Source organism: Pseudomonas sp. NPDC089401 (genome assembly GCF_044749485.1).
In the GTDB taxonomy this organism is placed as follows: Bacteria; Pseudomonadota; Gammaproteobacteria; order Pseudomonadales; family Pseudomonadaceae; genus Aquipseudomonas.
Genome location: NZ_JBIVIA010000008.1, coordinates 251379 through 267757 on the forward strand (window position 1 = coordinate 251379; position 16379 = coordinate 267757).

General features: G+C 59.6%; 8 protein-coding genes. All 8 read right to left on the minus strand.

What is annotated here, in order from left to right; translation table 11 throughout:
* Positions 1-53: 53 nt before the first annotated feature.
* Entirely contained in the window at positions 54-506 is a 453-nt protein-coding gene (locus ACIP21_RS19345) for a hypothetical protein (protein WP_400690786.1), read from the minus strand.
* A complete protein-coding gene (locus tag ACIP21_RS19350; protein WP_400690788.1) occupies positions 503-5233 on the minus strand; it encodes an RHS repeat-associated core domain-containing protein in 4731 nt (1576 codons plus the stop codon). Before ACIP21_RS19350 ends, ACIP21_RS19345 begins: the two co-directional genes overlap by 4 nt.
* Complete coding sequence (locus ACIP21_RS19355) at positions 5230-6333, minus strand: DUF2345 domain-containing protein (RefSeq protein WP_400690791.1); 1104 nt, start codon at positions 6331-6333, stop codon at positions 5230-5232. The genes ACIP21_RS19350 and ACIP21_RS19355 overlap by 4 nt, the downstream gene beginning before the upstream one ends.
* 106 nt (positions 6334-6439) lie before the next feature.
* Positions 6440-6868: an NTF2 fold immunity protein gene (locus ACIP21_RS19360; RefSeq protein ID WP_400690793.1), complete on the minus strand. Its 429-nt coding sequence runs from the start codon at positions 6866-6868 to the stop codon at positions 6440-6442.
* A 10-nt stretch (positions 6869-6878) separates the two neighbouring features.
* Entirely contained in the window at positions 6879-11642 is a 4764-nt protein-coding gene (locus ACIP21_RS19365) for an RHS repeat-associated core domain-containing protein (RefSeq protein ID WP_400690794.1), read from the minus strand.
* The gene (locus ACIP21_RS19370) at positions 11639-14662 is read right to left on the minus strand and encodes a type VI secretion system tip protein VgrG (RefSeq protein WP_400690797.1); all 3024 of its coding nucleotides are present in this window, start codon (positions 14660-14662) and stop codon (positions 11639-11641) included. Before ACIP21_RS19370 ends, ACIP21_RS19365 begins: the two co-directional genes overlap by 4 nt.
* Positions 14663-14743: 81 nt before the next feature.
* A complete protein-coding gene (locus tag ACIP21_RS19375) occupies positions 14744-15262 on the minus strand; it encodes an Hcp family type VI secretion system effector (protein ID WP_400690800.1) in 519 nt (172 codons plus the stop codon).
* 669 nt (positions 15263-15931) lie between these two features.
* Positions 15932-16210 (minus strand): DUF3077 domain-containing protein, encoded by a 279-nt coding sequence (locus ACIP21_RS19380; RefSeq protein WP_400690803.1) that lies wholly within the window; start codon positions 16208-16210, stop codon positions 15932-15934.
* Positions 16211-16379: the final 169 nt, after the last annotated feature.

Sequence of the window (16379 nt, forward strand, 5' to 3'; positions counted from 1 at the left end):
TACATTTCAAGTTAAGACTCTGACCTTGTTTACCAGTAACGGCCCACACCAATTCAAATGCCGGCGCTATTCAAGATGCCCTCAACCTCTGGGTATTCCTCCAAGAACTCATCAGACCTCATAAATTCACGTAAGACTTGGTTGTTTCTAGCCGCATCAACTATTGCATTGATCAACAATAAGTCATCAGAATTGAATATTCGACCCAAAATAATCAAAGGCCATTCTTTCTCGCTTGAGCGACGAATCAATCCCTCAAACCCAGCAGCAAGCCTACTAGCATACTCTGATGGATCCGCCCCATCCAAGATAACCATGACTCGTTCTTGAACGCCATAGTCATCTGCATTAGTGAATGTACCCAGGAGGGCATCTATTATTGGACCATCCAGCTGACCCTCCACCTTGCTCAACAGCCTAAAGAAAATCTCACAGTCCTTCTCATTTTCGTAAGGATCAATTGACCCCAAATTCTGTTTCCAGTCTAAAAATTCTTCATTATTCATTTTTTCACCAGATAGTCTTTACATTTAGCGTATGCCAGCATTTCTTGCATAGCCACATTATACTTTCTGGGCTGACCTGATTCTGACGCGACACGCCTCACGTCACGAATCTCCATAGCCATTGCCCCCCTCATGTTACCTGCATCTATCATTTGCTGTACTTCAGCACGATAAGCTTTACCCTCATTACCTTTCCTACCATGACTACTTGTTTGAGCATGATCACTTGGATCCATCTGAATGGCGGGGCCTTGGCTACGTCGAATTGGACTGACACTGTCAGCAGGCATGTGGTGAGACTCAATACCCTTGCTAGTTGTGCCTCCGTAAGACCCTCCCCGGAAATCACCTTTCCCATCAGGATCACCCTTCTTCATGCAGTCACACGGAGAACGCTCCAAGCCTAATACATCGATCCATTGCACGGGATTAGGTGCGTAAGTGAATAAGTTCAAGCCTCCTGAGTAGCTAATTGGATCCTGACTGACGAATCTTCCGGCTCTCGGATCATAGTACCGATAGCGGTTGTAATGCAGCCCTGTCTCATGATCGTGGTACTGGCCCTGGAAGCGAATCGGGTTGGTCATCCCGACCTGCTTGGCCCACTCCGAGCGTGCCTCACGCACTTCACCCCAGGCCTTGTACAGCCCTACCCACGCTGCCTCACCGTTCTGGTCAGTGAGCTCCATCGGCGTACCGAGGTGATCGCACTGGTACCAGGCAATCGCGTCGATCGGCTTCGGTTTCACCTCGTGCTGCCACAGCGGATCCTGATCGATGTCGTACTCACGACCGCGCCAGTCCGGCTGTCGTAGTAGTCGAATTGGCTCCTTGCGCAGCGCCTGTGCCACCGGCACAAAACTGCCCGGCTCGTACAGGTAATGCACCGTGCGCCCGGTATCACCTTCATCCTGCGGCGGCGAGCTTTCCCAGGCGAGGTTGTCGCCATCCCAACCGAAAAGGGTCAAGCCACAACCGAGCTCTCGTTGCCGCTTGGCGCGCTGCATTTGATTCCAACCCGTGCCGGCTTCAGGCCTGTCCCAGAAGTGCGCAACAGACTGCTTATGCAAGCGCCGGCCCAAGGCATCGTAGCTGTAATCGACTTTGAGCTTGTCGTCGTTGTAGCTGACCAGACGGTCGAACAGGTCCCAGGTGAAATGGGCATGTGCGCCGTTATGCAGACGGTGGATCAGGTTTCCGCGTTCATCGTATTTGTAGTGGGTACCGGCATACTCGCGCAGCAGGTTGTCCATCAACTTGTTACGACGCGGGTCACTTTCCAGCGGGCGGTTGAGTTCCTGAATTTTCTCATCCAGCAGGTTACCTGCGGGGTCGAAGGCAAACGTCTCGACGCCCAGACGGCTGGTGGCTTGCAACAGTCGGCCAACCGGGTCGTACTGATAGGCCAGATGGCCACGGCGACTGTCCTGAATATCGGTCAGTTGGCCCACGGCATCGTATTGATACTGACGCTTGAGCATCGTGGACTTGCCATCGTGGCTGCCCAGCAATTGCTCCTGCAGGCGCCCTGCCGGGTCCCACGCCTGGGTCTGCATCAGCTTGTTGCCCTGATGTCGAACCACTTCGCGGTGCAGGTCATCGCGCTCGAAGGCCAGCAGTTCATGCTGGTCGATGGTCATGCCGAGCACATGACCGCTGCCGTAAGTGAGCGTGCTGACCTTGTGGCCGTCGGGACGAATGGTCGCCTTGCGCAGGTTCAGTGCGTCGTACTCATGCTGCCAGACCGCGACCATCGGCACTTCGGTCTTCAGGTAGTACTGATGCTCACGGGTCAGGTTGCCCGCCTCATCGAAGAACCATTGCAACTTGCAGTCAGCATTAACAGCTTGAACTAAATTGCCATTACGATCGTAGTTATACGTTTCTTCTTGACGCGCATTGCCTAATGTGGCCACCCGAAGCTTAAGTCGGCCAATAGCGTCAAATGTGAGATGCACCTGACGCTTTCCAACCACCACACTTGACACTCGCCCACTATCTGCATCGTACACATAGCGAGTCATTACGCCATCGAAGCCTGTCTCTTCCAATAAACGACCAACAGGATCGTACAAAAAGGTAGCCTTGCTCTCGTTCTCGTTCTCCAACCCTACGAGACGACCCAGCTTGTCCCAACGATATCGCACCGTATGCTCGCTAGCATCTACACGCTCGACCACTCTTCCTGCACGGTTATAAGACCACGTAGTACAACGATCCAGCGCATCAGCGTATGCCAACAAACGCCCCTCAGCATCACGTTCGAAACGCTCCACCGTATTATCCGGATGGGTGACTTTCGCCAGCTGTCCGGCCTTGTACTCATAAGCAGTTTTACTGCCTGTGGCATCAATGAATAGAATCAGACGGCCAATATCGTCATACGCCCATTGGCTGGTTTTGCCCGAACAGTCGGTGTACTCGACCAACTGATCTGCCGCGTTGTACGCCAGTTTCTTCTCATTGCCGTTGGCATCCTTGATTGCCTTGACCAGGCCGGAAGGCGTGTAGGCGAATTCGGTCTTGTTGCCCAATGGATCAGTGGTTTCGACCAGGTTGCCCTGGAGGTCGTAATCACGCAGCCATATGCCACCTTCTGCATCACAAATTTTGATCAGACGACGACGGGCATCATATGCATAGTGAGTCTGACTGTGATCGGCGCGAATATGCCTGAGTAAATTTCCCTGATCATCATAGCTATAGCGATCCTCGCTGCCATCAGGGTAAACCCGCCGTAGAAGATTCTTGCGCTCATCGCGGAATAGCCACTCTGAACGCTCATCGGGGTAGCGAATTCGATAAAGATGGCCCTGGATGTCGTAGTAGTACCAAGTCTCCTGACCGTGAGCGTCGGTGACGTAGGTCAAACGAATGTTTTCATCCCACTCCAAACGAGTGTCATAGCTGCCATCATCGGCCCACTCGTGGATAGCCTTCGCTTGTGCACTAATGCCGTCCCACTCCAAATTCATGCCACGGCCGGTGCGATCGGTGTAACGAATGACCAAGTGGTTTTGATACTGATAATGCCAGGCGGCACCGTTCTCGTCTTGGGCAGCAGCCAGATCTCCCTTGTGATCGTAGTGATAGGCACAGAGTTGATGTAACGGCTGGCCATTGCGCATTTCCCAGAGACCTTTGATATGGCCGTGGTCATCAATCAGGGTGCCGAGATGCCGAAGTACGTTCTTTACATCACCTTGAAAGGTGATGATGTCGGACAGTACCGGCCGGCCTTCGTGGCGATGCTCGTAATGCAGCATGCAGCCAGCACCGTTGCCGAGCGTGATCTTCTGCAAGTAGTAACGCTCGCCAACGCGCAGGTAGTACTCCTTGCGCACGAAGCCACGGCAGATCACCAATTCCTGTTCGGTGCTGCGGACCAGCAGCAGGTCTTCGATGGCATTGAACTGCGCCTTGCCGACCTTCGGCAGCTCGAACGCATGGCTGCGGCCATCGTGGTCGTGAAACAGCACGCCCTTGCCCACAGTATCGATGCGGGTGGTGAATTCGGTGACCCAGCGTGCGCCCAGGTTGCCTTGGTCGTATTCGGCAAGGCGCGAGTGGTACATACGCTCCCAAACGATAGGAAATGCACCGGGTAAGCTGAAGTCTGTGTGCTGGATAAACTCCGAACCCAACGAGAAACTAATACTGTGACCCGTACGAGGCACAGGCTCAGGAGGGCATGACTTACATTTTGGACTGGGCGTACCCTCCGCCTTGGCTTGTGATCCGCTTACTGCTAGCTCTCCCTTGCCCTGCTCCCGCTCCACTTTGGTCACTTTGTCCGGCTTGGCGACGGCCGGCTGACCATTCTTGTTTCGCTTGCGGAAGCCCTTCACCGCCCCACCCAGCACCGTCAACATCCAGCCAATGCTCATCTGCGTCGCAGGATCAGCCAGCTTGGCGAATTGCTTGGCCATCTCTGGCCCAAGCGCCCGCAACTGTCCGGTATTGGCCAACACCATGCTCTTGATGTCATCCGGCAGCAGCTTGCTGGTAGCGCTGTTGGCCAGCCCCTTCCCCGCTGCCTTGTAGGCACTGTGCACCGCGCCAAAGAAGTTGCTGATCGCCGCCTTCGGATCGTTGAGCAACTGGTCGCTCGCCGCCGCCATCTGCTTGCTCGCCGCCGCTTTGTCGCCCTTGGCATCGAGCTGCCCCAGCACCACCTTCTCCAGGCCCGTGGCGATCTCGCCGGTCACCTTGGTCCCCAGATCCCCGGCATCCTTGAGAATCCCGGCAATCTTCGGCTGCGCCTGAGTCACGAAGTCATCGATGGTCCCGGCAATCGTCGCATTGAGGTGCCCGATCAACACCGTGATCAGCGAATCCCCCAGCAGCATCTTGGCGCTGTTGCGCAGCTCCTGACGCACCAGGAACAACGTCGGCCGCAAGCTCATGCGCGCCGCCGCCATGGTCGGCGGCGCCGGCAACACGCCGATCAAGTTGATGCCCAGGCTAACCCAGTCGAGCACCTGGCGTTCCTTGCTCTTGACCAGGGTGACCACATCGCCCAGGGCATCGACCAGGGCCATGATGTTGCCCACCACGGGCAAGGCGCCGGCGACGGTCTTGATGCGTTCGAGGGTGACATAGCCGCCGCTGACCGATTGCAGCCAGGCGTCGAAGGCGGCGGCGCCGCGGCCGACGTCCTTGGCGTCGATGGTGTTGAGGGGGGCGACGGCGACTTGCGGTTCGCGCTGCTTGGTTTCGCCGGTCATGCCAGCACCTCACTGCTCAGGCTTTTCGCCGGGTTGATCGGGGTGCTCAGCGCCGGCAGGGCGGGCAGTTGCTTGAGGCTGTCGGCAGCCTTGAGCGCCGGGGCGGCGCCGGGCACCACGCTGCTGGCCAGCTGGGCCATGGCGCCGGTGTCGCCGCCGACGGCGGCCTTGACCTGTTGCACCTGTTGCAGCGCGGCCTGGCCGCTCTGGGCCAGTTGCATGCCGGTGCTGGCCAGGGATTTGCCCTGCTCCAGCAGGCCGCTGCCGCTCGAACCCAGCACTCCCTGGGCCATGGATTTTCCTTGTGCCATCGCGTCCTGTACCAATGCCTTGCCCTTGTCCATGCCTTGTTGCGCCAGTGCCATACCCTGGCCCAGCAGCCCTTCCACGCCCTTGGCGCCGCTCGCCACTTCACCGACCACGGCCTGCTGGCCGGGGGCGATGTCGTCGAACTGGCTCTTCACCGGCCAGGTGTTGGCGCCGAAGAAGCTGCCATCGGACCAGGTGTCGGCCGGGTCCAGGCCGAAGTCGACCCACAGTGGGCCGGCGGCGGCGCCGCTGGCCTGGTTGAAGCCGGTGCCGTCGAGGTTGCCCTTGAGCGAGGCGCCGAGGGCGTCGGTGACGTCGTAGTCGCCGGTCTTCACGCCCTTGCTGTTGACGTACTGGTACAACAGCTCGAGGTTGCCCTTGCCCGGCTTGGGTGGCTCGGGGAAGGTGCCGGCCTTGCTCGCCGCGCCGATGTGCGCGAACTGCGCCGCGTGGGCGGTGTAGTTGGCGCTGGTGACGTGGGTGATGCCGCCGGCGTTGTAGGTGGTGGCGCTGCCGCCGCCCTGGATCACCAGCTCGGTCTTGGCGGTGAGGATGATGCGCTCGGCGTTGGCGGTGATGTCGAGCTTGGCCAGCAGGTTGATGTTGTCTTTCAGCGCGCGGATGTCGATGTCGCCGGCCGCCGACACCAGGCGCCAGCCCAGGCTCTGCACGAACAGGCGCATGCCCTGGCTGGCGCTGGCCGGCGTTTGCCAATCGACAGGCTGATGATGCCGGTGCTGCTCAGGGCCAACCGAGTCCGAGGTGGGCAGGGCGATGCCGGCCGGACTCAACAGCGTCAGGTGCGACTTAAGTAGGCACCTAGCGACATTGACCCCGGCTGTGGCTCGAAAGCCCCATGCTTAAACTCAATCATAAACACGGCATAACCCCATCGCGCTACATTGAAGCCCTACGTTTCCAGCCTTCTTGCTCCCCACGGTATATATAGAGCTCATTCAACTTGAAGCCCTCTGAAGAATCAATAAATACATACTTGAATCTCTGCTTCAAACCTTTATTGCGTATTGCTTCCACGCTCACACCCTTTCCTTCAGGCGTCAGACTATCCGCTAGGACTTCCTGTTCATATTCTGGAGGCCGACCGGTTCCTAGCGTATCCATCTTTGCCTTTCCCAAAGCAGCAACCGCACGTTCAGTAAGAAATTTATCAAAAATCAAAGCCAGCTCCTTTCTGGCATCATTATTGATCTGATCACGAAGTTCTGCTTTTTCATTGTATTCCTGACTCCTTTTTTTGGAGTTCAGCGAAACTTCCCAAGCTAACATTGCCTCAAGAAGGCTTTTTAGAGTATCTACGGGTGACATAAATCCCTCACTAGTTACACGGACATGGGCTTGGATTATCGAAGCGCCGGGTTTCAGTGTACCCATCAATTCTGGCCTGATACAGAACAGCATGCGGACGGGTTGCCCCCTCTGCATACTGTGGTACCACACGGACAACTACATTGCTACCACCTTCAACAGCCTTCGCGATATCTGCCTCAAAATCTCGGTACTCACCACGGTTGATGCCTGGTGTCTGTGGGAATACATTGCCTTTACCGCCACTTCCACCTAGACGATTGGCAATAGCATGACCGGCATCATCGCTGTCGCATCCTAAACCTCTGGCAAATGACCTAGAGCTTGCGTTAGTACCACTACCCGTTTTGAGATCTTCCTTCCTAATTTTAGCCGTCACGCTCTTAAGCGAGCCACTGGAGTTATGCTTGTACTTGACCGATGGGTTTTCTCCCCACAAACCGAGCGGATCAACCCACCCCGTCGGAGAAATAACATAGGCGTACATATTCAGACCGCCCGTATACCCAACCGGATCGCGGCTTACAAATCTTCGACTTGCCGGATCGTAATAGCGGAATCGATTGTAATGTAACCCAGTTTCATGATCGTGATACTGACCTTGGAAGCGGATCGGGTTCGCCATACCCACCTGCTTGGCAAAATCAGAACGCGCCTCGCGCACCTCACCCCAGGCCTTGTACTGACCGGTCCACGCTACTTCACCGTTATGATCGGTAAGCTCCATAGGCGTTCCCAAGTGATCACACTGGTACCAAGCAATAGCGTCGATAGGGTTTGGCTTAACCTCGTGTTGCCACAACGGATCCTGATCAATGTCGTACTCGCGAGCGCTCCAGTCCGGTTGCCGTAGTAGACGGATAGATGCCTTGCGAAGCGCCTGCGCAACCGGTACAAAGCTGTCAGGCTCATAGAGGTAATGAACAGTCCGCCCAGTATCGCCCTCATGCTTCGGTGGTGAGCTTTCCCACGCGAGGTTGTCGCCATCCCAGCCGTAGAGGGTAAAACCACAACCCAGTTCACGCTGACGCTTAGCCCGCTGCATCTTGTTCCAGCCCGTACCTGCCTCGGGCCTGTCCCAGAAATGCGCGACAGACTGCTTGTGCAGACGACGGCCCACGGCATCGTAGCTGTAATCGACTTTGAGCTTGTCGTCGTTGTAGCTGACCAGACGGTCGAAGAGATCCCAGGTGAAATGGGTATGCACGCCGTTATGCAGACGGTGGATCAGGTTGCCGCGTTCGTCGTACTTGTAGTGGGTACCGGCATACTCGCGCAGCAGGTTGTCCATCAGTTTGTTACGACGCGGGTCACTTTCCAGCGGGCGATTGAGTTCCTGGGTCTTCTCGTCCAGCAAATTACCTGCCGGGTCGAAGGCGAAAGTTTCGACACCCAGGCGGCTAGTGGCTTGCAATAGGCGGCCAACCGGATCGTATTGATAGGCCAGTTGGCCACGGCGGGTATCGTGGATATCAATCAGCTGGCTGACCGCATCATATTGATATCGACGCTTGAGTAACGTGGATACACCGTCATGGCTGCCCAGCACCTGCTCCTGTAGGCGACCCACCGGGTCCCACGCCTGAGTCTGCATCAGCTTATTACCCTGATGCCGAACCACTTCGCGGTGCAGGTCATCGCGCTCGAAGGCCAGCAGTTCATGCTGATCGATAGTCATGCCCAGCACATGACCGCTGCCGTAGGTCAGCGTGCTGACTTTGTGACCGTCGGGGCGAATGGTGGACGTGCGCAGGTTCAGCGCGTCGTATTCATGCTTCCACACCGCGACCATCGGCACTTCGGTGTTGAGATAGTACTGATGCTCACGGGTCAGGTTGCCCGCCTCATCGAAGAACCACTGCAGCTTGCATTGGGCGTTGATAGCCTGAACCAAATTACCGTTCGCATCGTAAGCGAAGGTCTCCTCCTGATGCTGATCGCCTAGGCTCGCTACACGGGATACCAAGCGACCTATAGCATCGTAGGAGAGGTCCATGCGACGTTGGCCAACCTGTGTGCTGGTCAAGCGACCGCTGTCCGAATCGTATCGGTACCGCGACATCATTCCATCGAAGCCCTTCTCTTCCAACAGGCGACCCACTGGGTCGTACAGGAAGGTGGCTTTACTTTCGTTTTCATTCTCCAGTCCGATCAGGCGACCGAGCTTGTCCCAACGGTAACGCAGCGTATGTTCACTGGCATCCACACGTTCCGAGGGCAGCCCCACGGCGTTATATGACCAAGTGGTGCAACGGTCCAGTGCATCGGAGTGCGCCAACAGGCGGCCTTCGGAGTCGCGCTCGAAGCGCTCCTCTGTATTGTCCGGATGAGTGATTTTCGCCAGTTGACCCGCCTTGTATTCATAGGTGGTCTTGCTGCCGACGGCATCGGTGAACAGCACCAGGCGGCCAAGGTCGTCGTATGCCCACTGACTAGTCTTGCCCGAGCAGTCGGTGAACTCGACCAACTGATCCGCCGCGTTGTACGCCAGTTTCTTCTCGTTGCCGTTGGCATCCTTGATCGCCTTGACCAGGCCGGAAGGCGTATTGGCGAATTCGGTCTTGTTACCCAGCGGGTCGGTGGTCTCGACCAAATTACCCTTGAGGTCGTAATCACGCAGCCACAAGCCACCTTCGGCATCACGAATTTTGATCAGGTGACGACGATCATCGTAGGCGAAGTGCGTCTGGCTGTGGTCCGGGCGGATATGACGAATCACGCTGCCTTGGTCATCGTAGTCGTAGCGATCTTCGCTGCCGTCGGCGTGTACATGACGAACAACATTCTTGCGCTCGTCGCGGAAGATCCACTCCGAACGTTCGTCCGGGTAACGCACACGGTACAGGTGGCCGAGGATATCGTAGTAGTACCAAGTCTCCTGGCCGTAAGCGTCGGTGACGTAGGTCAGGCGGATGTTCTCGTCCCACTCCAGGCGGGTATCGAAACTGCCGTCGTCAGCCCATTCACGGATGGCCTTGGCGTGGGCGCTGCTACCGTCCCACTCCAGGTTCATGCCGCGACCGGTGCGATCGGTGTAACGAGTGACCAGGTGATTCTGGTACTGGAAGCGCCAGGCGGCACCGTTCTCATCCTGGGCGGCGATCAGGTCGCCTTGGTCGTCGTAGTGGTAGGCACACAGCTGACGCAGCGGCTGGCCATCGCGCATTTCCCACAGGCCAGTGATATGGCCGTGATCGTCGATCAGGGTGCCGAGGTGACGCAGCACGTTCTTCATATCACCCTGGAAGGTGATGATGTCGGACAGCACTGGGCGGCCATCATGGCGATGCTCGTAATGCAGCGCGCAACCGGCATCGTTCTCCAGCATGATCTTGCGTAGGTAATAGCGCTCCCCAACCCGCAGGTAGTATTCCTTACGCACGAAGCCACGGCAGATCACCAGTTCTTCTTCAGTGCTGCGGACCAGCAACAAGTCCTCGATGGCGTTGAACAGCGCCTTGCCAACTTTCGGCAGGTCGAACTTGTGACTGCGGCCATCGAAGTCGTGGAACAGCAAACCTTTCCCGACGTTATCAATCCGCGTGGTGAATTCACTGATCCAACGAGCCCCCAAACATCCTTCATCGTACTCGGCCAAACGAGAGTGATAGATGCGGCGCCACCCGATAGGGAAGGGCCCTGGTAAGGTGAAGTCCGTGTGAATCACGAACTCCGACCCCAATGCAAAGCTGATACTTCGACCAGTGGTGGATTTTGGTACAGGCCGCGGTATTGGACAGCTCGGCTCGATAGGACTTGGCGTGTGCTCAGCTGGCGCTTGAGTGCCAGTTTTGCCCAACTCACCTTTGCCCTGCTCCCGCTCTACCTTGGTCACTTTGTCCGGTTTGGCTACCCCCGCCTGTCCATTCTTGTTGCGCTTGCGGAAGCTCTTCACCGCCCCGCCCAGCACCGTCAGCATCCAGCCAATACTCATCTGCGTCGCAGGATCGGCCAGCTTGGTGAATTGCTTGGCCATTTCCGGCCCCAGCGCCCGAAGCTGCCCGGTATTAGCCAACACCATGCTCTTGATGTCATCCGGCAGCAGCTTGCTGGTAGCGCTGTTGGCCAGCCCTTTACCCGCTGCCTTGTAGGCACTGTGCACCGCCCCAAAGAAGTTGCTGATCGCTGCCTTCGGGTCGTTGAGCAACTTGTCTCCGGCAGCGGCCATCTGCTTGCTCGCCGCCGCCTGATCACCCTTGGCATCAAGCTGCCCAAGCACCACCTTCTCCAGGCCCGTGGCAATCTCCCCGGTCACCTTGGTCCCCAGATCCCCGGCATCCTTGAGAATCCCGGCAATCTTCGGCTGCGCCTGGGTCACGAAGTCATCGATGGTCCCGGCAATCGTCGCATTCAGATGCCCGATCAACACCGTGATCAGCGAATCCCCCAGCAACATCTTGGCGCTGTTGCGCAGCTCCTGACGCACCAGGAACAACGTCGGCCGCAGGCTCATGCGCGCCGCCGCCATGGTCGGCGGCGCCGGCAGCACGCCGATCAGGTTGATGCCCAGGCTCACCCAGTCGAGCACCTGGCGTTCCTTGCTCTTGACCAGGGTGACCACATCGCCCAGGGCATCGACCAGGGCCATGATGTTGCCCACCACGGGCAAGGCGCCGGCGACGGTCTTGATGCGTTCGAGGGTGACATAGCCGCCGCTGACCGATTGCAGCCAGGCGTCGAAGGCGGCGGCGCCGCGGCCGACGTCCTTGGCGTCGATGGTGTTGAGGGGGGCGACGGCGACCTGCTGTTCGCGTTGCTTGGTTTCGCCGGTCATGCCAGCACCTCACTGCTCAGGCTTTTCGCCGGGTTGATCGGGGTGCTCAGCGCCGGCAGGGCGGGCAGTTGCTTGAGGCTGTCGGCAGCCTTGAGCGCCGGGGCGGCGCCGGGCACCACGCTGCTGGCCAGCTGGGCCATGGCGCCGGTGTCGCCGCCGACGGCGGCCTTGACCTGCTGCACCTGTTGCAGTGCGGCCTGGCCGCTCTGGGCCAGTTGCATGCCGGTGCTGGCCAGGGCCTTGCCCTGCTCCAGCAGGCCGCTGCCGCTCGAACCCAGCACTCCCTGGGCCATGGATTTTCCTTGTGCCATCGCGTCCTGTACCAATGCCTTGCCCTTGTCCATGCCTTGTTGCGCCAGCGCCATGCCCTGGCCCAGCAGCCCTTCCACGCCCTTGGCGCCGCTCGCCACTTCACCGACCACGGCCTGCTGGCCGGGGGCGATGTCGTCGAACTGGCTCTTCACCGGCCAGGTGTTGGCGCCGAAGAAGCTGCCATCGGACCAGGTGTCAGCCGGATCCAGGCCGAAGTCGACCCACAGCGGGCCGGCGGCGGCGCCGCTGGCCTGGTTGAAGCCGGTGCCGTCGAGGTTGCCCTTGAGCGAGGCGCCGAGGGCGTCGGTGACGTCGTAGTCGCCGGTCTTCACGCCCTTGCTGTTGACGTACTGGTACAACAGCTCGAGGTTGCCCTTACCCGGCTTGGGTGGCTCGGGGAAGGTGCCGGCCTTGCTCGCCGCGCCGATGTGCGCGAACTGCGCCGCGTGGGCGGTGTAGTTGGCGCTGGTGACGTGGGTGATGCCGCCGGCGTTGTAGGTGGTGGCGCTGCCGCCGCCCTGGATCACCAGCTCGGTCTTGGCGGTGAGGATGATGCGCTCGGCGTTGGCGGTGATGTCGAGCTTGGCCAGCAGGTTGATATTGTCCTTCAGGGCGCGGATGTCGATGTCGCCGGCCGCCGACACCAGGCGCCAGCCCAGGCTCTGGACGAACAGGCGCATGCCCTGGCTGGCGCTGGCCAGCAGGCGTTTGCCGATCGACAGGCTGGTGTGGCCGGTGCTGCTCAGGGCCAGGTGCTCGCCGGTGGACAGGTGCGCCGGGCCCGGGGTGGTCAGGGCGATGCCGGCCGGGCTCGACAGCACCAGGTGCGGCTGGGTGAACTCGGGGAACTCGTTGGCGCTCTGGTTGGCCGGGCCGCTGCCGAGGATGCCCTGGTGCTGCTCGTGCAGGCGCTTGGCGACGTCGTCCTGGTCGCCGGGTTCCTGGGCCTGCATCTGCTTGGCCAGTTCCGCCAGGCTGTCCTGCTGGTCGCTGGCGGTGGCCAGACGCTCGGCAGTTTCCGGCAGGTCCTTGTGGTGCTTGGCTTCGTTGGCGCGCGGCTCGGTGGTGATCAGCAGGCCGCCGGCGGCGCGGATGGCGCCGTGGCGGTCGGTGCGCAGCTCGAAGCCTTCACCACGGGGGGCGCCACCCGAAGGCCTTGGGTGCGTGAGGTAGCCGAGGTTCAAGGCACTGGCGCCGTGGTCGCTGCGCAGGGCGATGCTGATTTCGCTGGTGGTGTCGTCGATGCGCAGTTCGTTGCCGCGGCTGCCCTTGTACTCCTTGCTCTTGATGGTGGCGAGGGTCTTCAGGTCGGGCAGCTTGTAGTGCGGCATGTTCACGCCGTGGTACAGGCAACCGGTGATCAGCGGCTGGTCGGGGTCGCCTTCGAGGAAGCTGATCAGCACTTCCATGCCGACGCGCGGCAGCTGCAGGCCGGCGATGCCCTGCCCGGCCCAGCCGGAGGCGACGCGCATCCAGATGCTCGACTTGTCGTCGGCCTGGCCTTCGCGGTCCCAGAAGAACTGCACCTTCACCCGGCCGAATTCGTCGCAGTAGATTTCTTCACCGGCCGGGCCGCTGACCACGGCGCTCTGGGTGCCGAGGATGCGCGGCTTGGGGTGCTGCAGCGGCGGGCGGAACGGGGCGTCCCACGGGGTGGCGCTGAAGGTGTTGCGGTAGCCCTGCTGGAAGCCGTCGTAGCGGGCGTCGACGTCGCTGGTGATGGCTTCTTCCAGGACTTGCGGCTGGCGGCCCTGGTGGTGCACTTCAAGCAGCAGCCAGAGGTCGTTCCAGGCGGCGTTGGGGTGCGCGCTCAGGGTCAGGAAGTGGCCACTGGCGAGCAGCGGCTGGTCGCTGCGGCCCTCGGCCAGGCGGAAGTCGCTGCGGTGGCGTTCGAGGGCGCGGGTGGCCAGGTGCTTGCCACGGGCGCGGTCGAGGAAGCGGCCGGGGTAGTCGTAGTCTTCGAGGTCTGGCTCGACGTGGCTGACGGCCTCGCCTTCGAGCTGGATCAGCGGCTTCTTGAAGTCATAGTCGCGGCGGGTGACGCTGCTGGTGCGGGTTTCCACGCGCAGGCCGAAGCGCTTGATCATCGGCGTGTCGGCCACCAGGCCGGCGTCCTGCTGGTAGGCCACGGGGGCCAGCTTGCGGAACACCGTCTGGTCGTCGCCGAACACCAGCAGGTGGCCGCTGGCGCTGTGCTGGAAGTGGTAGTGGATACCTTCTTCCTCGCACAGGCGCTGGATGAACTGCAGGTTGGACTCGTCGTACTGCACGCAGTATTCGCGCTGCGGGTAGGTCGCGCCCAACTGGAACTGGTAGGCGTTGCCGAGGATGCCGTGCTCTTCGAGCACCTGGGCAACGATGTCCGGCACGGTCTTGTGCTGGAAGATGCGTTGGTTGACGCGGTGGCCCAGGTACGCCAGCTGCGGGCGCAGGGTCACCTGGTAGCGGGTCAGGCGCTTGCCTGATTCGCCTTGGGCGGCGCGGTAGATCAGGCCATGCAGGCCACGGCCGTCGTCACCCAGCTGGAGGAAGGCGGGCTTGTGCAGCAGGCCGTCCAGGTCCAGCGAGGGGTGCTCGCTGACCAGCTCGAGGTCGATGGCATAGGGTTGGCTGATGGCTTCCGTGCCGTCGAAGGCGAGGACCTGGAAATCGTGTTCCAGGCCATCGATGTGCAAGCTGAAGTGAGTCTGGTCGGCGGCGGCAAACATCCTTGTCCTCCTCTTTGGAAAAAAGTCACAAGAAGGCCGAAGCCCACCGCGCGAACGCGGCAGGCGACGGTGTGGTCAGGCTTAGCCTGCGACCGGCACGCGCCAGTCGTCGGAACCGGAAGTACCGGACACTTCGTGGGTCCAGGTGATCTTGCGGTAGGTGAAGTACACGTCTTCCAGGTGGGTGAAGTGGGCGTTCTTCGGGTCCTGGCAGTTGTGCATGTAGTCCTTGATGTCGACGATGATCGCGTCTTCCAGGACGGTGGTGTAGTAGTGCTCTTGAGTACCGGCCGCCGAGGTGCGGTACCACTTGATCTCGACCTTGGTCATGCGCTCGCCGGAGGTCAGGGCCGCCAGCAGCAGGGGCGAGGCCTTGTCGAAGACCTTGGTGATTTTCACCGGCTTGTGCACGCGTTGGCCGGTTGGTTGGCCGGACTGCGGGTCACGCGGGATGATCACTTCGTGTTCGAAGCCCTGGACCATGACCTGGTCTTCGTGGCCTTCCTGGTAGGTGTTGCCCACGGAGTCGGCGGTGAAGGCGCCGGCGGTGATCAGGCCTTGTTTTTCGCCGGTGACGGCCATGTACGCTGGTGTTGCCATGGAGGGCTCTCCTTGCTGGTTTTGGGTGCCGAAAATCGGCTGAAAAGTGCCATTTGGCGGGCAAGGAGGGTTACAAAAGGCGTGCCAGAAATAATTTATTGTTTAGTTTCAATAGGTTAGGAAAATCGCCTATTCAAACGGGTGTGCCAACTTTTCAAATCCATTCAAAAGTTGCGCAACTTCTTGCGCAGTGGTGGCAAAAAGTTGCGCAGTTGGCTGTACATGGCGGATTAATTGGTTTGTGGCGATGTATGCACAGGGTTATCCACATTTGAGTGCGCAACTTCTTGCGCAGTTGACTCAGAGGTCAGTGGGTGAAAATAGCCGGAAAAGTGGTGATTTCGGGAGGCGCGGAGCGGGCCGCTTATTGGGAGATGATTTTTCCGACGAACGGTCATCTGAGGATGGCACCGGCGTTGCCGGTGTTCGCGGGCAAGCCCGCTCCCACAGGGGTAAGCGGGTTGCTTTGGGATTTGTGCAGGGCTTCAGGATCGGTGCCGGAATACCGCCTTCGTGAAGGCAACCAAGTTCAACTGTGGGAGCGGGCTTGCCCGCGAAGCAGGCGACTCGGTGGATGGCACCGGCTTCGCCGGTGTTCGCGGGTGAACCCGCTCCCACAGAGGTAAGCAGGTTGCTTTGGGGTTTGTGCAGGTCCTGAGGTCCGGCTGTTCAATCGTGGATGTGGGCAGCCTTCATGCCTCGCTCGGCATCATCCATCAGCGCCTTGGCCATCGCCCCCAGGTAATGCGAGGCCCACAGCAGCAGCGGTTTTTCTTCCATCAAACCGGTGATGGTCAGCTCGTTCACATAACCCATCAATTCCGAGGCCTGCTCGCGGGCGAGCTGGCAGGGGATGCCAGGTTCGATGCGGAACAGGGGGTGGGTCTTGTTTTCACCTTGGTAGAAGGTGGTCTTGCCGACGGTGCAGGGGGTGGTGTCTGTGGTCATTGTTCGATCTCCCTGAAATTTCTCGGCTGCCTGGGCCGGCCCTTTCGCGGGTAAACCCGCTCCCACAGGGGTCACCACAGGCCTGAAGGCTGGCGCCGTACCTGTGGGAGCGGGTTTATCGAGGCGTCGAACCGCCGCGAAGAGGCCGGCACAGGCAACCCATCACTCA